Source organism: Mesorhizobium sp. L-8-10, assembly GCF_016756635.1.
GTDB lineage: Bacteria > Pseudomonadota > Alphaproteobacteria > Rhizobiales > Rhizobiaceae.
In genome coordinates, this window is sequence record NZ_AP023263.1 from 1,093,681 (window position 1) to 1,113,545 (window position 19,865).

The following is a 19,865-nucleotide window of genomic DNA, read 5'->3' on the forward strand; positions in this document are numbered from 1 at the left end:
GCCGCCTCGCGTGAAGATCAAGCCCGCTTTGGAGCTTTTTGTGACAGAGCCCCGGCAGCTCTCGCGGCCCGCAGAAAACGTGCCGCCACGACGTCAGATCTCGTCGTCGTCCTCGCCGATGCCGATGATGCCGCTGACGTCGTCGTCCTCTTCTTCCTCGTCCTCGAGGAAGGTATCGTCGTCATCGTCGCCGAGATCGACATCGTCGTCGCCGAGATCGGGAAGGTCGTCGCCGCCCTTGGCCTCGTCGTCGGCATCCTCGAGGGAAACGACCTCGGGGGCATCGTCCTCGGCATCCAGTTCCTTCTCCTCGACCTCGTCCTCGTCGTTCATCGAGGTGCCGTTGCCGGTGTCGAAATAGGAACGCGGATAGCTCTTGCCCGTATAGGGCGACACGATCGGATCCTTGTTCAGATCGTAGAATTTGCGCCCCGTCTCGGGGTCGATGCGCTTTGTACCAAGCTCTGGTTTTGCCACTGCAAGCCTCGTCGAAAGGTTTTGGTCCCCTTAGCGGCAGTTTGCGGCCCTGTCAAAGACTAATAGACCATGGCAAATCCGGCCCGAAAAAGCCCGCCCGGGGCGGCTTTCGACGGGGGATGACCGGGCCGGAAAGCCGTGATAGGACACGGCCGCAACCAGGACGACCAGGCGCCAGCCGCCGCCCCGCCAGCGGGGAACCCCAGGGAAACAGACATGTCCGACCACGCCTCCCCGCTGCCGGCGACGGCCCGCAGATCGCCTGCGCTGAGCGGCCGGGTCCGCGTGCCGGGCGACAAGTCGATCTCGCACCGCTCCTTCATGTTCGGCGGCCTCGCGGCCGGCGAGACCCGCATCACCGGGCTGCTGGAAGGCGAGGACGTGATGCGCACCGGCGAGGCCATGAAGGCCATGGGCGCCCATATCGGGAAGGCCGGCGACACCTGGATCATCCGGGGCACCGGCAACGGCGCGCTGCTGCAGCCCGAGGCGCCGCTCGATTTCGGCAATGCCGGCACCGGCTCGCGGCTGACCATGGGCCTTGTCGGTTCCTATGACATGGAGACGACCTTCATCGGCGACGCCTCGCTGTCGAAGCGCCCGATGGGGCGCGTGCTCGATCCGCTGCGCCTGATGGGCACCCAGGTGCTGAAATCCGCCCCCGGCGACCGCATGCCGCTGACGCTGCGCGGCCCAGGCGTCGCGGCACCCATCACCTACCGCGTGCCGATGGCCTCGGCCCAGGTGAAATCGGCCGTGCTGCTGGCCGGCCTCAACACGCCGGGGATCACCACCGTCGTCGAGCCCGTGATGACGCGCGATCATACCGAGAAGATGCTGAAAGGCTTTGGCGCCAACATCGAGGTCGAGACCGACCCGGACGGGGTCCGCCATATCCGCATCGAGGGCCAGGGCCGGCTGACGGGCCAGACCATCGCGGTCCCGGGCGACCCGTCGTCGGCCGGCTTCCCGCTGGTCGCCGCGCTGATCGTGCCGGGCTCCGACATCGTCATCGAGAACGTGCTGATGAACCCTACCCGCACGGGGCTGGTGCTGACGCTGCAGGAGATGGGCGCCTCGATCGAACTCGTGAACCCGCGCAATGCCGGCGGCGAGGACGTGGCGGATCTGCATGTGCGCGCTTCGGAACTGAAGGGCGTGCGCGTGCCGCCGGAACGGGCGCCTTCCATGATCGACGAATATCCGGTGCTGGCGATAGCCGCCAGCTTCGCCGAAGGCGAGACGGTGATGGATGGCCTGGAAGAGTTGCGCGTGAAGGAATCCGACCGGCTGTCGGCCGTCGCGAACGGCCTGAAGGCCAACGGCGTCGACTGCACCGAGGGCGAGGCCTCGCTCGTCGTTCGCGGCCGGCCGGACGGCAGGGGTCTCGGCGGCGGCAGGGTCGAGACGCATCTCGACCATCGCATCGCCATGAGCTTCCTCGTCATGGGCCTCGCTTCGGAAAAGCCGGTCACGGTCGACGACCAGACGATGATCGCCACCAGCTTCCCGGAATTCATGGGCCTGATGCGCGGCCTCGGCGCCGAGATCGAGGCCGAAAAGGCTGCCGTGTGAACGCCATGACCGGGACCTCGCATTGTCCATTCACCATCGCTATCGACGGGCCGGCGGGCGCGGGCAAAGGCACGCTCGGCCGGCGCGTCGCCGACCACTACCGCCTGAACCTGCTCGACACCGGCCTCACCTACCGCGCCGTGGCCAATGAGATGCTGAAGCAAGGCCTGCCGCTCGACGACGAGGAGGACGCGGTGAAGGCCGCCTATGCCGTCGACCTTTCCCGCCTCGACCGCGAGGTGCTGTCGGCGCATGCCGTCGGCGAGGCCGCCTCGCAGGTCGCGGTCATCCCGGCGGTGCGGCGCGCGCTGGTCGAGAAACAGCGCGAATTCGCGAAAACCCCGCCCGGCGCCGTGCTCGACGGGCGCGACATCGGCACGGTGGTCTGCCCCGACGCCGACGTGAAGCTCTATGTCACGGCAACGGCGGAGGTCCGCGCCCGGCGGCGGCTGCTGGAGATCGAATCCCGCCACGGCACCGCCGATTTCGCCCAGATCCTCGCCGATATCGAACGACGCGACGCCCGCGACATGGGCCGGGCGGATTCGCCGCTGAAGCCGGCCGCCGACGCGCACTTGCTCGACACGTCCGAAATGGATATAGAAGCGGCGTTTCTGGCGGCGAAGGCGATCATCGACGACGTTATCGCCCAAAGAGACGTAGCCTGATCCGGGCTGCCGCCTCCCGCATTGCGAGAACAAGCGGCAATACCCATATCGGGCCCGAACCAGCCTGCCAGCATTCTTCATGCGCCGAACCGCCGCGACAGCGGCACCAGGGCTTTCAGCCCGGAACGCCGGCAGGCCAACGCAACACGAACCCACGGCGCAGGCCCCGCACGGAAAGTCCGGGGCACTATCAGGAGCATCAATGTCACAAGCCAATCCCACGCGCGACGATTTCGCCGCGCTTCTGGAAGAATCCTTTTCCGATGGTCACTCGGGCGAAGGTCAGGTCGTGCGCGGCACGATCACCGCGATCGAGAAGGACATGGCCATCATCGACGTCGGCCTCAAGGTCGAGGGCCGCGTCCCGCTGAAGGAATTCGGCGCCAAGGCCAAGGACGGTCAGATGAACGTCGGCGACACCGTCGAGGTCTATGTCGAGCGCATCGAGAACGCGCTCGGCGAAGCCATGCTTTCCCGTGAGAAGGCCCGCCGCGAAGAGAGCTGGGTCCGCCTCGAGGAGAAGTTCAACAAGGGCGAGCGCGTCGAGGGCGTCATCTTCAACCAGGTCAAGGGCGGCTTCACCGTCGACCTCGACGGCGCCGTGGCCTTCCTGCCGCGCAGCCAGGTCGATATCCGGCCGATCCGCGACGTCACCCCGCTCATGCACAACCCGCAGCCTTTCGAGATCCTCAAGATGGATCGCCGCCGCGGCAACATCGTCGTGTCTCGCCGCACCGTGCTCGAGGAGAGCCGCGCCGAGCAGCGCTCGGAGATCGTGCAGAACCTCGAAGAGGGCCAGGTTGTCGAGGGCGTGGTCAAGAACATCACCGACTACGGTGCGTTCGTCGACCTCGGCGGCATCGACGGCCTGCTGCATGTCACCGACATGGCATGGCGCCGCGTCAACCATCCGACCGAGATCCTCAACATCGGTCAGACGGTCAAGGTGCAGATCATCCGCATCAACCAGGAAACCCACCGCATCTCGCTCGGCATGAAGCAGCTCGAGAGCGATCCCTGGAGCGACATCGGCACCAAGTTCCCGATCGGCAAGAAGATCCGCGGCACGGTCACCAACATCACCGACTACGGCGCCTTCGTGGAGCTGGAGCCGGGCATCGAGGGCCTCATCCACGTCTCGGAAATGTCGTGGACGAAGAAGAACGTGCATCCGGGCAAGATCCTGTCGACCTCGCAGGAAGTCGACGTGGTGGTACTCGAGGTCGATCCGGCCAAGCGCCGCATCTCGCTCGGCCTCAAGCAGACGCTCGAGAATCCGTGGGAAGCCTTCGCCCGCAACCATCCGTCGGGCTCCGTCGTCGAGGGCGAGGTCAAGAACAAGACCGAGTTCGGCCTGTTCATCGGCCTCGACGGCGATGTGGACGGCATGGTCCACCTCTCCGACCTCGACTGGAACCGTCCGGGCGAGCAGGCGATCGAGGAGTATCAGCGCGGCCAGGTGGTGCAGGCGCAGGTGCTCGACGTCGACATCGACAAGGAGCGCATCTCGCTGGGCATCAAGCAGCTGCAGCGCGGCGGCGGTGAGGCCGCGTCGGGCGAGCTGCGCAAGAACGCGGTCGTCACCACCGAGGTGATCGGCGTCAAGGACGGCGGCATCGAGGTGCGGCTGGTCGACAGCGGCGTCGAGACGTTCATCAAGCGGTCCGACCTGTCGCGCGACCGTGACGAGCAGCGCCCCGAGCGCTTCACCGTCGGCCAGAAGGTCGATGCGCGCGTCATCGTCTACGACAAGAAGACCCGCAAGATCCAGGTGTCGATCAAGGCGCTGGAGATCGCGGAAGAGAAGGAAGCGGTCGCCCAGTACGGCTCGACCGATTCCGGCGCTTCGCTCGGCGACATCCTGGGCGCTGCGCTCAAGAACCGCGGCAACTGATCGGCCGCCTCTCGCGGCTCACCAAAAGCCCCGCCGGAGCGATCCGGCGGGGCTTTTTCGTTGGCCGCATTCGGCAGAGATTGAACGGATGTCGACTTTGGGCCGCCTCTACTCGCAGGCCGCGCGTCGCTCGGCTCCATCGGTAATGTATTCGCTGGCCTGCCGTACCGGGATCGAGGTTGTTGATGGAGGCCACGGTCCGCGCCTCCGCATTCGATCGGAACGGCCGTGCAGAAATCGATCGGCCGTCGGTATGAGACCGGTGCGCCATCACATCCCCCGCGATATGAATTCGTTGCCTGGACCAGGTGGCCCGGAAAGCCCCGAATTCTCAACCGGAGATTGGTAGGTTCCGCATTTAGCTTACGAAAGCGCAGGCCGCAGCCCAACGTCCTTATGCCACCCAGGATCCAGTGCTGCTGCGGACTTTCGGCCTGCCGGCGGCGTCCTCGTTTGTTCTTGGCTCCAATGGGTCTAGCGGGCGGTCGGTTCAGACCTGGACAGGACGGCTAAGCGCCGCTTCACGGATACAATGATGGCAAGGTGGAGGAGAATCGCGATCGCGATGGCGATGACGTGATCCGTCGCCGTGACCCCTGGTGCGTGCGAGACCAAGACAAGGGCATAGAGCCCGAAGGGCACAAACAAAAACACGGCCGTAACCAGCCCTGGATTGTATCGGCGCAGAGCGCCCGCCCCGAGAATGTGGACGACAGCGTTGATCAGCGTGAGATAGATAGCAATCAATCCGAGCCCGACATCGACAAAACGCGCGAAATAGAGCGCGATCAGGTTTACGGCCCACACGCCGACAACGTTGATGAAGACCACGGCCGGCGGTGTCAACGCCTCCAATCCGCCGCCGATGACCTTGTTGACCCATATACGAAAGCGATCGTGTTGGTGCTCCTCCAGCTGGTGAATCATGTAGATCGGCAGCTGCAAGTAGACGAGCAGCAGCGGCGGGCTTAACACTCCCGCGAAAAGCGGCGCAACCGCTAGCAGAAACAGGCCGGTGACGAAGCCGGCATACATCCAATTGTGAAAGAACCAGTCCTTGGTCACGGGCGCTACCTCAGTAACGGGGGTGAGTCCTTGGCTCACCTCAGGTGGTTGTTATGCTGCAAGCCGCCTTAAAAGGTGCTTAATCCGGAACAGCCGCAACTCGCCATTGCCCACGCCGGTGGGAAGAAGAAGAAGTAGTAGTAGTAGTAGTAGTATCGTTCCCGATGAAGGCCGCGAGGCCATGCGAGATCTGGTTCGCGCCCGGGCAGCCGCCATTCGCTGCCCGCATCGATCAGCCGATAGCACACCAAGGTCTGCAGGATATGTCGCCAGCAGGTGCCTTCGCGCGAGTCGGGCAAGCGCGCCGCCCAGAACCGGTCGAGCTCGAGCTGCTCATAGAGCTGGCAGGCCAGCCAGCAGGCGCCCCATTGCCGCGGCCTGTGCAACTGCATGGCCCCGAGCCGCACTTGCACGCCATGGCCGGCGGCGTGGCCGGGCATGGCCCGATCGGCCGGAAACAGGGCCAGTTGCCGGGCATGCTGGGCATCCTCGTCAAAGGCTTCGATCGTTCGACATCAAGCCTCGTGCTGGCTATCGTTGATCTCGCCGAGATAAAGCACCTGACGCTGCACGACCTTGCCGCCGGCGGACACATCCGGGCGGTGTGGATGCTGACGCATCAGCGCGACCTCAATCGCCGGCACGGCTCATCCGCGCCTCTTGCTTTCGCGCCAACGGGCGCAGCGCGCAGTCGCGCGCTCCAACGGTCGATCTTATCGACCGTTGGTCTCAGCCGGCTGAAGATGTCCGGTCGAGAACGCTCCAGTCAAACTCGCGCGCCCAGTCGGCGAGACTGTGCCAGCGGACCTCCGGAAAATCCCTCTGCAATGCGGCGATATCGACATCATAGCCGACGCGGTCGAACCATTCGAACATCAGCGCCGCATCCTCACTTTGCTGGCGGGCCGCGGCGATCGGGATTTCCTGATAGTTGATCTGGCGGCCGATGGCCCGCGACAGGATTTGCGCCTGCTCCTCGCCGGACAACTCGTCCCCGGCGATATCGAAACGCTTGCCGAAGACCTGCTCGCGCCGCTCAACCAGGGATGCGACGAAGGTTCCTATGTCCGCCAAGGCTACCAGTTGGAGGGCCCGTCTGGGAGGCATCGCGAAGGCGTGTGCCCCCTGGCGCAGCCCACCGATCGACCACGGCGCGACGACATTCTCCATGAAGGCGGCCGGCGCGCTGATCGTGTAGGGGATACCGAGTCCGACCACATGCTCCTCGACGAGATACTTGCTTTCGAAATGCGGGATGCCTGTCTTCTTGTCGGCATCGGCAACGGACGAGTAAATCAAATGCCCGACGCCGGCAGCCTTCGCCGCATCGGCGGCGATGATCCCCTGACGGGTCTCCTCCTCGGTCCCGGCCTCGTAGCTGTTGCCCATCAGAAACATGGTGTCGACGCTACTTGCAGCCTTCCGAACGGAGGTCTCGTCACCGAGGTCACCGGTCGCGATGTCGGCGCCTGCCGACGCCAGCCGCCGCGCAACGTCGCTGTCCGGCTTGCGTGTCAGCGCCTTGACGAGATGTCCCCTGGACAGCAGTGCGCGCGCAACCGCGCCCCCTTGCTGGCCGGTAGCGCCGGTAACCAGAACGCTTCGTCTGGTGGTCATGTGTCTGCTCCTTGCCATTCCATTGGAGCAAAGTTAGGGCTGCCGCATTGGTCCATAATCGCCTATAATTGGAAAACATCGTCCCAATTCTGGATACAATGCTCGATCTCAACGATATCGTGGTATTCGCTCGTGTCATCGAGGCCGGCAGTTTCACGGCAGCCGCGCGCCTGCTCGGCATACCCAAGACGACGGTCAGCCGCCGCATTGCCGCGCTTGAGCGCGAAGTCGGGGTGCGGCTGCTTCAACGCACGACACGCAGCCTGAACATGACGGACGCAGGACGCCTCTACTATGAGCAGAGCAGCCAAGCGCTGCGGGCGATCGAAGCCGCGAATCTGCGTCTCGCGGAAGCGAGAGCGGAGCCTTCCGGAACGATCCGCATTACGGCTCCCGTTGGCTTTGGCGGTTATTTCCTGACCAGCACGGTGTTCGATTTTCTCGCGATGTATCCGAAAACCAGAGTCGAACTGCGCCTGACCGACGACAAGCTCAATCTGGTCGAGAGCGGCATAGATCTCGCATTCCGCACCGGGATCCTTCAAGACTCCACGCTGGTTGCCCGCAAGCTCGGCCCCACGCACAGAATCCTGTGCGCCAGCCCGGACTATCTCGCGCGCCAAGGCATACCGGAGGTGCCGACGGACCTCGCTCGCCATCATTGCGTCATTGCGGGCGCTTCGACAGCCAGCGCCGACTGGGAGTTGGAAGGGCCGCATGGTCAAGAAACGGTCCAGGTGGCTGGACGCTTCGCGGCTAATGAAATGCAGGCGGTGATTGCGGCTGCGATTGCCGGCTACGGCATCGCCCAAGTGCCCCACGGGATCGCCGAGGCGTCCATCAAGGACGGGCAATTGCGCCGCGTTCTCAACGATTACACAACCCCGGTTGGCGGTCTTTATGCCGTGTATCCGAGCAGCCGATATCTATCGCCCCTGGTCAGGGCGTTCATCGATCTTGCCGTCGGGCGACTGAACGGCGCCGGGACCAGCGAGAATGAAAGGGTTGTAGCTATGTCAAGAAGGTATTGGGCTGACAGTTAGCTGGGAACGGACCGCCAGGCAGCCAAAGTCAGGTGGCTGCCCTGTTCGCTTGCGGACGCATGCTCCAGGCAGGAGCCTGGATCGGCTAGGCAAGCGGCGTCGAGCGTCGCGACGTTTATCATCTCGCGACAGCGCAACGATCGCCTCGCCAGGACCGTTCCAACCCGAACCATCCCATTAGCTCGCTCCTATTGATTGAAGCGCGTTTCGATTTCGTTTTCTTTCGAGCGTTGACAGGAGGCTTGACTTCCCCTAGGCGTGTTCGGCATTCTGGATTCTATAGAATGTTGAATATAGCAATTTGGCCCGGAGCGGGGAGGAAACTCGTTAAGCCGGGCAAAGTTCGAGGGAGGGAATTGATGATTCGGTTTCGCAAGTTTGCGACCCTGGTGTCGCGTCGCGCGCTCATGGCCGGTGCAGCTTCTGTGGTTGCATCGCTGAGCCTGGGCGCAGCCGGCGCGAGGGCCCAGGACAATGGCCTCGGCACTGCCGATCAGCCGGTCGAAGTGCGCATGATCGCCAACGAAGCGTTTGCCAGCCAATGGCAGACCCTGATGGTGCCGGAGTTCAACAAGCACTATCCAAACATCAAGGTCACGATCGATGGCGTGCCGTATGTCGAGTTGTTGGCCAAGAGCATGCTCGACGCCACCGGCCCGAGCCCGACCTACGACATCATCATCGCCGACGACCCGTGGGTACCTCAACTCGCCGAAGTCGGCGCGCTGCTCGATCTGAAGAGCCCCGAGGTCCAGGCCTGGACAGATGGCGGCTACGACTGGGACGACTTCAACGCGGCGCCGCTTGCCGCGGGCGCCTGGAAGGACGTCCAGTACGGCGTGCCGCTGCGCTCCAACATGCTGATGATGTTCGTCAACAAGGCGCTCTACGAGAAGGCCGGGGTGGCGGTCCCGACGGCGGAGCTGACCTGGGACCAATATCTGGAGCAGGCGCCGAAGCTGGTGCAGGACACCGACGGTGACGGCAAGGCCGACGCCTGGGCGATCGACACCTACTTCATCCGTGAGCCGCTGACGCCGACCATCTGGCAGACGATCATGAATTCGAACGGCGGCCAGCTGCTCGACGAGGACGGCAAGCCGGCCTTCAACAACGAGGTCGGCATCACGGCGCTCGAAACCCACAAGAAGCTGCTCGAATTCGCCCCGACCGGCGCGGTCAGCCACGGCTTCTCCGAGTCGCTGCAGGCCTTCCGCCAGGGGCTCGTCGCCACGATGTTCAACTGGGGCAGCGTGTTCAAAGGGTCGGCGATCGACGCCAAGACCACGACGCTGAAGCCCGACCAGGTCGGCATCCAGGTCATGCCGGTCGGCTCCGCCGGCCCCGGCGCGCATCGCGGCATCTGGAGCGGCACCGTGTCGTCGAAGAGCGAGAACAAGCAGGCCGCCTGGGCGGTGCTGCAATGGCTGAGCTCGAAGCAGGGCGAGACCTGGCATTCGGCCAATCTCGGCGTCTTCCCGGCGCGCAAGTCGACGCTTTCCGCGACCCCGGCCGAGCCGTGGCTGGTCCCGGTCTTCGCCTCCCTCCAGCAGGCCTATGACGCCGCCGAGAAGGGCAAGATGTGGCGCGTCCGCGATCCGCGTTCGGACGCTGCCCAGCAGATCCTGGCCGACGAGGTATCGCGCGCCATTGCCGGACAGGTGTCGGCGGCCGTGGCCCTGCAGGTCGCGGCCGAGAAGATCGAGAAGATCCTCGACTGACCCGACGGCTTGGGAGCATCGCGATGAGTTCGACGACGGCAAAAGGAGCGCGCCCCGCGCGCTCCCGCGCATGGACGAAGCTGGCCGATATCGTCTCGCGCTGGGCCTTCATGGCGCCTTCGGCGATCATCCTCGCCGCGATGCTCGCCTACCCGATCTTCTACACGATCGAGATCAGCTTCTCCCGCTTCGACCTGATGACCTTCAGCGCGATCGAATGGGTCGGGTGGGAGAACTACCGGCACGTCCTCGAGGACTACCGCTTCTGGTCCTCGATGAAGGTCACGCTCATCTATCTGGTCTTCGCCCTGCCGTTGCAGATCGTTCTCGGTTTCGGCATCGCCTTCCTGATCAATGCGGACTGGCGCGGACGCGGGGTCGTGCGCGCGCTGTTCATCATTCCGATGGTCGTGGCCCCCGTCGTTGCCGGCGGCATCTGGCGCATGATGCTCGATCCGCTGTGGGGCATCGTGAACTGGCTGATCGGCCTCGTCGGGTTCGGACCGCTCGACTGGTTCGGCGATCCCAATCTCGCAATGGCCGCGATCGTCATCATCGACACCTGGCGCTGGACGCCCTTCGTGGTGCTGATCGCCACCGCGGCCCTGCTGGCGCTGCCCCGGGACCTGTTCGAGGCGGCCGAGATCGACGGCGCCAACTGGTGGTCCATGCTCTGGTCCATCACGCTGCCGCTGCTCGTGCCGATCATCGCCGCCACCTTCGTCGTGCGCTGGCTGGGCGCCGTGAAGATGTTCGACATCGCGCTCGCCGCCACCTATGGCGGTCCGGGCGGCGCCACCAACGTCATCAATCTCTTCATCTACGAGGAGGCTTTCCGGTCGCTGCGCTTCGCAGAGTCCGCAGCGATGGCCGTCGTCGTCCTGGTGCTGACGATGGTGCTCACCGGCATCTTCCTGCGCGGTACCCGCACGCTGGAGGGACTCTATTGACCGCGCTCGCTCTCCAGCCGCGCCGCAGGTCACGCCTCGGCCGGCGCATCCGCATCGCAGCCGGCCTGTTCGCCTGCCTCGTCTTCCTGTTTCCGGTCTTCTGGATGGTGCTCAGTTCCTTCAAGGACCAGCGCGACATCTTCACGACGCCGCCGACGCTGTTCTTCACGCCGACGCTGGAGACCTATTTCAGCTACATGCAGCGCGCCGACATCAACCGGCGGCTGATCAACACGATCATCGTGGCGACCGGCGCCGGCCTTCTCTCGATCGCGGCGGGCGCCATGGCGGGCTACGCGCTGGCGCGCATCCGGCTGAAGGGCGCGGCGACAATCGGCGTGCTGATCCTTCTGTCGCGCGGCGTGCCGCCGATCGCGCTCGCCGTGCCGATGTTCCTCGTGGCCCGCTCGCTCGGCGTGACCGACAAGCACATCACGCTCATCCTCGCCTACTGCACCTTCCTGATCCCCTATGTGATGTGGCTGATGCGCGGCTTCTTCCTCGCTTTGCCGAAGGAACTGGAAGAATCCGCCATGATCGACGGCTGCAGCCGCTTCGGCGCCTTCTTCAAGATCATCGTGCCGATCTCGCTGCCGGGTCTTCTGTCGACGCTGATCTTCAGCATGATCCTGGCGTGGGAAGAGCTGCTCTTCGCGCTGGTTCTGACCAACCGCAACGCGTCGACCATCCCGGTCGCCATTGCCGGCATCGCCGGCGATACCGTCAACGGCGCCAACTGGGGCGCGCTGACGGCGGTCGGCACGATCACGGTGATCCCTGTGGTGGTCTTTGCCCTGCTGGTCCAGAAATGGCTCATCCAGGGCTTGGCCGACGGCGCAACGAAGGGGTGACGATCATGGCTGATAACAGCAACCGGCGACACGGGCGGAGGATATGATGACGCAGCCTCCCGTCTTCCTTTCCAAGGCCGATCTGGCGCGGCGACATATCGAGGGATTGATCATTTCCCGGAAGGTCAAACCCGGCGACCGCATCACCACGCGCGAGGTGTCCGAGGCGCTCGGCATCTCCGAGACGCCGATCCGCGAAGCGATCCGGAGCCTCGCCGCCGAAGGCTGGCTCGAGGTCCAGACCCATGTCGGCGCGGTGGTCGCCAGTGCCGGCAGCGAGCAGCTTCGAGAAATCTACGCGCTGCGCGGACGGATCGGGTCCCTCGCCATCGAACTGGGCGGCGCCAGCTACGATGCGAAGCGGCTTGCAGAGATCGACGCGAATATCGAAGCGTCGGCCGCCGCCGTCGCCACACAGGATGTGCTGGCCTATACGCAGTGCAACCACGACTTCCACATCCTGCTCTACGACACGCCGCATTCGCAATGGTGCCTGCGCATGCTCGTCAACCTCAGCGCGTTGACCTCGGCCCATTACGGCTTCTCCGTCATGCCGCAGCGCATGGCGGAATCGCTCGCCGAGCACAGGGCGATCCGTGACGCCATCCGCGCCGGCCGGCTCGATCAGGCGGCGGCACTCGTCACCCGGCACGAACAGTCCGCCTATAGCGCGCTTGCCGCGGAACTGGAGTCGGCCGACCGCCGCACGCCGTCCGAGAGCGCAGCCTGAGCCGGCAAACGAGACCGGCAGCGAAAAGAGACCCAGGGAGAAACGGCAGGGGATGAGTACAGTCGCGATCAGGGAGGTCCGCAAGGCATACGGGCCGCTCGAGGTGATTCACGGTGTCTCGATCGACATTTCCGATGGGGAGTTCGTCGCGCTGGTGGGTCCTTCGGGATGCGGGAAATCGACGCTGCTGCGCATGATCGCCGGCCTCGAGGAGATCACGGGCGGAGACATCGCGATCGGCGGGCGCGTGGTCAACGAGGTCGCGCCCAAGGATCGGGACATCGCCATGGTGTTCCAGAACTACGCGCTCTATCCGCATATGAACGTGCATCAGAACATGGGCTTCGCGCTGCGGCAGCGCGGCACGCCGCGCGCGGAGATCGACAAGCGGGTCAGGGAAGCCGGGCGCATCCTCGGGCTCGAGCAGTTGCTGGAGCGCAAGCCACGGGCCCTCTCGGGCGGCCAGCGCCAGCGCGTCGCCATGGGCCGGGCCATCGTGCGCGATCCGAACGTCTTCCTGTTCGACGAGCCGCTGTCGAACCTCGACGCCAAGCTGCGCGTGCAGATGCGCTCCGAGCTCAAGGAGCTGCATCAGCGGCTCGGCGTCACAACCGTCTATGTGACCCATGACCAGATCGAGGCCATGACGCTGGCCGACCGGGTCGTCGTCATGAATGGCGGCGTCGTCGAGCAGATGGGCCCGCCGCTCGATCTCTACGACCGCCCGCGGAGCCTCTTCGTCGCCGCCTTCATCGGCTCGCCGCCCATGAATTTCCTGGAAGGCCGGATCGACCGGGGTGACACCCTCGTTCTCGACGACGGCTCCCTGCTCCCGCTGCCGCGCCCGGTCGCCGGCAAAGGGCGAGTGACGGTCGGCGTCCGTCCCGAGCATTTCCTGGTCGGCGAAGCCGGCTGGCCGGCCGTCGTGTCGGTGGTGGAGCCCACCGGTTCGGAAACGCAGATCACCGCCCGCATCTCCGATCATGTCATCCGTGTGCTGCTGCGCGGACGAACCACGGTGAAGCCCGGCCAGACCATCCATCTCACCGCGGCGCCGTCCGACCTGCATGTCTTCGACAGCCACACCGGCAAGCGACGCGACGCCGCCTGAACCACCGGAACCAGGAAACGGGGGACAGCCAATGCTGGAGCTGCGCCAGTTCTATATCGACGGCCACTGGGTGCCGGCACATCAGGCGGGCGAGCATGTTCTCGTGGACGCCTCGACGGAAGAGCCGTTCGGCGTCGTCGCGCTCGGCAGCGATGCCGATACGGACGCAGCCGTCGCCGCCGCGAAGCGTGCCTTCCCCGCCTGGTCGATGACCGATCCCGCGAGGCGGATCGCGCTTGTCGAGCGGTTGCGCATCATCCATCTCGAACGGACGGAGGAGATGGCGCAGGCGATCTCCCGCGAAATGGGAGCGCCCATCGATCTCGCGCGTCAGGCCCAGGCCGGCGCCGGTCCGCGCCACATGGCCAACTATCTCGCGGCGATGCAGGATTTCGATTTCATCAGGCCGCTCGGTCCGCACGCGCCGAGCGACCGCATCGCACTGGAGCCGATCGGCGTCGCGGCGCTGATCACGCCGTGGAACTGGCCGATCAGCCAGGTCACCCTGAAAGTGGCGGCGGCCCTGCTCGCCGGCTGCACGGTGGTGCTGAAGCCTTCGGAGATGGCGCCGCTGTCGGCGACCCTCTTCGCCGAGATCGTCGACGCAGCAGGCATTCCCCCAGGGGTCTTCAATCTCGTCCATGGCGACGGCATGGGCGTCGGCCAGCGTCTCGCGACGCATCCCGACGTCGACATGGTCAGCTTCACCGGCTCGACGCGGGCCGGCATCGCCATCAGCAAGGCGGCCGCCGACAGCCTCAAGCGCGTCTCGCTCGAGCTCGGCGGCAAGGGCGCCAATCTCGTCTTCGCCGACGCCGACGACATGGCCGTCGAGCGCGGCGTGCGCCAGTGTTTCGTCAACAGCGGCCAGAACTGCAACGCGCCGTCGCGCATGCTGGTCGAACGCGCCATCTACGAGCGTTCGGTCGAGACGGCGGGCCGGGTCGCGCAGTCCATCGCCATCGGCCCCTCCGGCGTCGCGGGTCCGCATATCGGTCCGGTCGTCTCGACGCGACAGTTCGACCGGATACGGGGACTGATCGAAACGGGCATCGCCGAAGGCGCGCGCCTCGTCGCCGGCGGCCCGGACCGTCCAGCTGGGTTCAATCGCGGTTACTTCGTGCAGCCGACGGTCTTTGCCGACGTGTCGAACGACATGACCGTCGCCCGGGAGGAGATCTTCGGACCGGTGCTGTCGATCATACCGTTCGACACCGAGGACGAGGCGATCGCCATCGCCAACGACACGCCCTACGGCCTCACCAACTATGTGCAGAGCCAGGACGGCGAGCGCCGCAACCGCGTGGCACGCCGGCTGCGCTCCGGCATGGTGGAGATGAACGGCCAGACGCGCGGCGCCGGCTCGCCTTTCGGCGGCGTGAAGGCATCAGGCCGCGCCCGCGAGGGCGGGCGCTGGGGCATCGAGGAATATCTGGAGGTGAAGTCGATCTCCGGATGGGGATGAGCCCGAAGCGTGATGCAAAGGACGCGAAACTTATTCACCGCGCGCGCCGCATCCGGCGGCGTGCAGCAGCGCCGAACAGAACTGCCAGACAGCTAAGGAAAGACCATGAGAAACAAAGCTACCGTCGCGGACGTGAAGACGCTGTCCTGCAGCAACTCGTTTCGCAACTATCACTTCCTGAAGATCACGACCGAGGACGGCACGGTCGGCTGGAGCGAGTTCGACGAGAATTTCGGCTCGCCCGGCGTGGCCGCCGTCATCAACCAGCTCAGCCACCGGCTCGTCGGCCAGAGCGCGATGCTGCACGAGCACATCCGCGAGGACCTGCGCAACGTCACGCGCCCGGCTTTCGGCGGGGTCGTGGGACAGGCGCTGGGCGCGATCGAGAACGCGCTTCTCGACATCAAGGCCAAGACGCTTGACATACCCTGCCACGTTCTGCTCGGCGGCAAGGTCCGCGACAAGATCCGGGTCTACTGGTCGCACTGCGTCGCCTACCGCATGCGCACCGAACACTTCTCGCCCGGCATCGTCGATTCCAGCGGCGTGCGCCAGATCGCACGCGATGTCGTGGCTGGCGGATATTCGGCGCTCAAGACCAATATCTTCCACTATAACGAGAACGACCGGATCGAGGCCTGGTCGCCGGGCTTCGGCCGTCCGCACGAGCCGTCGCGCAATGTCGAGCGCAAGACCTTGAAGGACCTGCGCAGGCATCTGGAGATGATGCGGGAGGAGACCGGACCCGATGTCGACATCCTGCTCGACCTCAACTTCAACGCCCGCACCGAAGGCTATCTGAAGATCCTGCGCGAGACGAGCGACCTCGACCTGTTCTGGGTCGAGATCGATACGCTCGATCCGCAGGCGCTGGCCTATATCCGCGCCAACAGCCCGCATCCGATCTCGTCATGCGAGACGCTGCTCGGGGTCCAGCAGTTCCTGCCCTATTTCCAGAACCAGTCCGTCGACGTCGCCATCATCGACACGCCATGGAACGGCGTCTGGCAGTCGCTGAAGATCGCCGCGGCGGCCGAAGCCTATGACGTGAACGTCGCGCCGCACAACTTCTACGGCCATCTGTGCACGATGATGAACGCGCATTTCAGCGCCGTGGTGCCGAACATGCGCATCATGGAAACGGACATCGACCGGATTTCCTGGGACGACGAGGTCTTCACCCATGCGCCGGAATACAAGGACGGCTATCTGATCCTGCCCGATCGGCCGGGCTGGGGCACGGAGCCGGTCGAGGCGGCATTCGAGAAATATCCGCCCCTGAAATCGGTCGGAATGATCCACCGCACCCCGACCCCCAGGCTGGCGGTCTGAGGCTGGCTGGCGGTTTCCATGTTCGAAGGCCCTGCCCAATGAACGACCCCGTCGACGTCCTGATCATCGGTGCCGGCGCCTCCGGCGCGGCGGTCGCCTGGAGCCTCGCCGACACCAGGATGCGCATCCTGTGCCTGGAGCAGGGGGACTGGCCGCAGTCCTCGGCCTATCCGAGCACGGGACGGGATTGGGAGAGCCGCCAGTCGGAAGACTATGCCATCAGCCCGAACCGCCGCGGGGCGATCGCCGACTATCCGATCAACGACGACAATTCGCCGATCAAGATCGCGAATTTCAACGGGGTCGGCGGGGGCACCATCCTCTATGCGGGCCATTTCCCGCGCATGCATCCTTCGGACTTCCGGGTCCGCTCTCTCGACGGCGTGGCCGATGACTGGCCCATCGACTACCGCACCCTCGAGCCGTTCTACGCCCTGAACGACAGGATGATGGGGGTGGCGAGCCTTCCCGGCGACCCGGCCTATCCGCCCAAGGAAGCGGTGATGCCGCCGCTGCCGCTCGGCCGCACCGGCGAGCGGCTGGGGCGCGCGATGAACGAGCTCGGCTGGCACTGGTGGCCCTCCGACAGCGCCATCACCTCGCGCGAATATGAGGGGCGCGCGCCCTGCATCAATCTCGGCCATTGCGGGCACGGCTGCGCGCAAGGCGCCAAGGCCTCGACCGACATCACCTACTGGCAGGAAGCGATCCGCAACCGCGTCGAGATCCGCACCCGGTGCCGGGTGAGCCGGATCGAGACCAACGAAGACCGGATGGCGACCGGGGCCTGGTATTTCGACGCCAATGGCGAGGAGGTTTTCCAGCCGGCCGAGATCGTCGTCATGGCGTGCAACGGCATCGGCACCCCGCGCATCCTGCTCAACTCGGCGTCCGAGCGTTTCCCCAACGGTCTCGCCAACTCCAGCGGGCAGGTCGGCCGCAACCTGATGTTCCACCCTTATGCGCTGGTGAGGGGCCGCTTCGACGAGCCGCTGGACGGCTATCGCGGTTCGCGCGTCTTCATGTGGAGCATGGAGTTCTACGAGACCGATCCCGCCCGCGGCTTCGCCAGGGGATATTGCTACCAGTTCACGCGCGGCTTCGGACCGGTGACGGCCGCCGTCAACGGCATGGCGGACGGGCTCGTGCCGTGGGGCGAAGGACATCATGACGCGTTCCGCCGGCTCTTCGACCGTCAGGCCGGCATGGTGTCGATCTGCGAGGATCTTCCCGAAGAGATCAACACCGTCACGCTCGATCCCGTGCTGAAGGACGGCAACGGCATCCCGGCGCCGAAGATCACCTATCGGATCGGCGGGAACACGCAGAAGATGCTCGACCATTCGGTCGCGCGCGGAACCGAGATACTGCGTGCGGCCGGCGCGCAGGACATCGTCACGCGCTCGCCTTTGCCCTATGCCGGATGGCATCTTCTCGGCACAGCCCGCATGGGAACCGATCCGAGGACCTCGGTGGTCAACGAATGGGGCCGCAGCCACGACGTGAAGAACCTGTTCATCGTCGACGGCAGCGTGTTCGTCACGTCAGGAGGTGTCAACCCGACCTCCACGATCCAGGCCATCGCGCTCTATATCTGCGACCGGATCAAGTCCCGCATCCATGACCTCTTCGACTGAGCGAGCCATGACGACGCAATCGGACACCGACCCACCGGCGCCTCTCTCCGTGGCAGAGCAGGACTGCCTGCGCTGCATCGTGGGGCACATGATCCCCGCCAGCGAGAAGCATGGCGTTCCCGGCGCGGACGATCCCGCCATCCTGGCCTACATGGTGGCGTCCGTCAGGCGGGACCGAGAGGCGCTCGGCAAGGTGCTGGACGCGGTCGACACGGCCGCCGGCGGCAGGCTCGCCGACAGGCCGTTCGCGGAACAGGCGGCGCTGCTCGCGCGATTGCGCGCCAAAGACCCCGGCATGTTCGGCGTGGTCGAGGCCGTCGCCTCGCGCGCCTATTATCGCGACGACCGGGTGCTGAAGTCGATCGGCATGGAAGCGCGGCCGCCCTTCCCCAAGGGCTATGAGGTGCCGGACGGCGACTGGTCGCTGCTCGAGCCGGTCAGGCAGCGCGGCGTCATCTATCGCGACGCCGGTTAGCCGCGCGACGGGATCGCGCTCACGGGTTTCGAACGCCCCGACGACATGGCATGGTACGGTTGTTTCATGATCGGCCTCGCGGAGAGCAGCCATGTCCGTCACCGTGACCAAGCTCCAGACACGCAAGAACGCGCCCGGCGAGACACGTCTTGTACGCGAGCAGCACAAGCCGCTGGCGCAGGGCGAGGTCCTCTTCGCCGTCGATCGTTTCGCGCTGACGGCAAACAACATCACCTATGCCGCCTTCGGCGACGCCATGTCCTACTGGCAGTTCTTCCCGACCGGCGATCCCGCCTGGGGTCATATGCCGGTCTGGGGTTTTGCCGACGTCGTCGCATCCGATATCGAGGGGATCAGCCAAGGCGAACGCTTCTACGGCTACTTCCCGGCGGCCAGCCACATCGCCATGACGCCCATCCGCATCAGTGAACGCGGCTTCTACGACGGGGCGCCGCATCGCGAAAAGCTGGTCTCGGCCTACAATCAATATACGCGCTGCAGCGCCGACCCGGCCTGGACGCCGGACGCGGAGAACCACCAGATGCTGCTGCGGCCGCTGTTCATCACATCTTTCATGCTCGCCGATTACCTGGCCGACAACCGTTTCTTCGGCGCGGAGCAGGTGGTGTTTTCCTCCGCCTCGTCGAAGACTGCCTATGGCACGGCCTGGTGCATTGGAGAGGGGCCGGCGGCGGTCGCACTCACCTCGGGTCCGAACCGCAGCTTCACCGAGGAGCTCGGTATCTACCGGCGGAGCCTCTCCTATGACGATTTCGAGCGGATCGACGCCGGCGGGCCGACGCTTTATGTGGACTTTTCCGGCGACACGGCGTTGCGTGCCCGGATCCACCGCCACTTCGCGGGCTCTCTCGTCCACGATTGCTTCGCCGGCTCGGCGCAGAACTACGATTTCATCGCGATGGCCGATCTGCCCGGCCCGCAGCCGCGGTTCTTCTTCGCGCCCGATCAGATCAAGAAGCGCAATGCCGATTGGGGCGGGACGGAGCTGAGCGGGCGCATCAAGGCGGCACAGGCCCGCTTCGTCGCGTATCTGACGGAGCGGCGCCTCCTGGAGATCGACGTGGCGGCGGGCTTGACCGCCGCGCAGTCAGTCGTCGCGATCTTCGCCGCGGGCCGTACCGACCCGCGGCGGGGACACGTCATCCGGCTCGACGAACGGCTTTGAACGCTCGAATCGATGGGTGTGAATAACGGCACATCCGGTCCGCCCGACTTTCGCGCCAACTGTCGATA

The 19,865-nt window shown here is 65.2% G+C and carries 17 protein-coding genes and 1 pseudogene; 14 read left to right on the top strand and 4 right to left on the bottom strand.

What is annotated here, in order from left to right; translation table 11 throughout:
- Positions 1–93: 93 nt before the first annotated feature.
- Positions 94–477 carry a TIGR02300 family protein gene (locus JN280_RS04950; RefSeq protein ID WP_202310395.1) on the bottom strand — a complete coding sequence of 128 codons (384 nt, stop codon included), beginning with the start codon at positions 475–477 and terminating at the stop codon, positions 94–96.
- A gap of 216 nt (positions 478–693) precedes the next feature.
- Here JN280_RS04950 and aroA point away from each other — a divergent pair, with 216 nt between their 5' ends.
- The 3 genes from aroA (at position 694) to rpsA (ending at position 4,614) form a co-directional block, all read left to right on the top strand.
- On the top strand, positions 694–2,052 hold the full coding sequence (aroA, locus tag JN280_RS04955; RefSeq protein WP_202310397.1) for a 3-phosphoshikimate 1-carboxyvinyltransferase: 1,359 nt from the start codon (positions 694–696) through the stop codon (positions 2,050–2,052).
- Between the two features lie 5 nt (positions 2,053–2,057).
- Positions 2,058–2,720 carry a (d)CMP kinase gene (cmk, locus tag JN280_RS04960; RefSeq protein ID WP_202310399.1) on the top strand — a complete coding sequence of 221 codons (663 nt, stop codon included), beginning with the start codon at positions 2,058–2,060 and terminating at the stop codon, positions 2,718–2,720.
- Between the two features lie 202 nt (positions 2,721–2,922).
- Positions 2,923–4,614: a 30S ribosomal protein S1 gene (rpsA, locus tag JN280_RS04965; protein WP_202310401.1), complete on the top strand. Its 1,692-nt coding sequence runs from the start codon at positions 2,923–2,925 to the stop codon at positions 4,612–4,614.
- A gap of 474 nt (positions 4,615–5,088) precedes the next feature.
- Here the strand turns inward: rpsA and JN280_RS04970 are convergent, their stop codons facing one another.
- The 3 genes and pseudogenes from JN280_RS04970 to JN280_RS04980 form a co-directional block, all read right to left on the bottom strand.
- A complete protein-coding gene (locus JN280_RS04970; protein ID WP_202310403.1) occupies positions 5,089–5,679 on the bottom strand; it encodes an HXXEE domain-containing protein in 591 nt (196 codons plus the stop codon).
- Positions 5,680–5,885: 206 nt separating this feature from the next.
- Positions 5,886–6,266: pseudogene (locus tag JN280_RS39305) on the bottom strand (IS1634 family transposase); the annotation flags it as partial.
- A gap of 142 nt (positions 6,267–6,408) precedes the next feature.
- A complete protein-coding gene (locus JN280_RS04980) occupies positions 6,409–7,296 on the bottom strand; it encodes an NmrA/HSCARG family protein (protein WP_202310407.1) in 888 nt (295 codons plus the stop codon).
- A 98-nt stretch (positions 7,297–7,394) separates the two neighbouring features.
- Between JN280_RS04980 and JN280_RS04985 the strand changes: the two genes are divergently transcribed.
- The 11 genes from JN280_RS04985 (at position 7,395) to JN280_RS05035 (ending at position 19,797) form a co-directional block, all read left to right on the top strand.
- Complete coding sequence (locus JN280_RS04985; RefSeq protein ID WP_202310409.1) at positions 7,395–8,339, top strand: LysR family transcriptional regulator; 945 nt, start codon at positions 7,395–7,397, stop codon at positions 8,337–8,339.
- Between the two features lie 359 nt (positions 8,340–8,698).
- Complete coding sequence (locus JN280_RS04990; protein WP_244742995.1) at positions 8,699–10,060, top strand: ABC transporter substrate-binding protein; 1,362 nt, start codon at positions 8,699–8,701, stop codon at positions 10,058–10,060.
- Between the two features lie 23 nt (positions 10,061–10,083).
- Positions 10,084–11,010, top strand: coding sequence for a carbohydrate ABC transporter permease (locus tag JN280_RS04995; protein WP_244742999.1), 927 nt, complete (start codon positions 10,084–10,086; stop codon positions 11,008–11,010).
- Positions 11,007–11,861 (top strand): carbohydrate ABC transporter permease, encoded by an 855-nt coding sequence (locus JN280_RS05000; protein ID WP_202310411.1) that lies wholly within the window; start codon positions 11,007–11,009, stop codon positions 11,859–11,861. Before JN280_RS04995 ends, JN280_RS05000 begins: the two co-directional genes overlap by 4 nt.
- A 46-nt stretch (positions 11,862–11,907) precedes the next feature.
- Positions 11,908–12,591: a GntR family transcriptional regulator gene (locus JN280_RS05005; protein ID WP_202310413.1), complete on the top strand. Its 684-nt coding sequence runs from the start codon at positions 11,908–11,910 to the stop codon at positions 12,589–12,591.
- A gap of 52 nt (positions 12,592–12,643) precedes the next feature.
- Complete coding sequence (locus tag JN280_RS05010; protein ID WP_202310415.1) at positions 12,644–13,702, top strand: ABC transporter ATP-binding protein; 1,059 nt, start codon at positions 12,644–12,646, stop codon at positions 13,700–13,702.
- Between the two features lie 31 nt (positions 13,703–13,733).
- Positions 13,734–15,167, top strand: coding sequence for an aldehyde dehydrogenase family protein (locus JN280_RS05015; protein WP_202310417.1), 1,434 nt, complete (start codon positions 13,734–13,736; stop codon positions 15,165–15,167).
- 105 nt (positions 15,168–15,272) lie between these two features.
- The gene (locus JN280_RS05020; protein WP_202310419.1) at positions 15,273–16,499 is read left to right on the top strand and encodes a mandelate racemase/muconate lactonizing enzyme family protein; all 1,227 of its coding nucleotides are present in this window, start codon (positions 15,273–15,275) and stop codon (positions 16,497–16,499) included.
- Positions 16,500–16,537: 38 nt separating this feature from the next.
- Entirely contained in the window at positions 16,538–18,136 is a 1,599-nt protein-coding gene (locus JN280_RS05025; RefSeq protein WP_202310421.1) for a GMC family oxidoreductase, read from the top strand.
- A 7-nt stretch (positions 18,137–18,143) separates the two neighbouring features.
- On the top strand, positions 18,144–18,611 hold the full coding sequence (locus JN280_RS05030) for a hypothetical protein (protein WP_202310423.1): 468 nt from the start codon (positions 18,144–18,146) through the stop codon (positions 18,609–18,611).
- 91 nt (positions 18,612–18,702) lie between these two features.
- The gene (locus tag JN280_RS05035) at positions 18,703–19,797 is read left to right on the top strand and encodes a DUF2855 family protein (RefSeq protein WP_202310425.1); all 1,095 of its coding nucleotides are present in this window, start codon (positions 18,703–18,705) and stop codon (positions 19,795–19,797) included.
- The last annotated feature ends 68 nt before the right edge of the window (positions 19,798–19,865 follow it).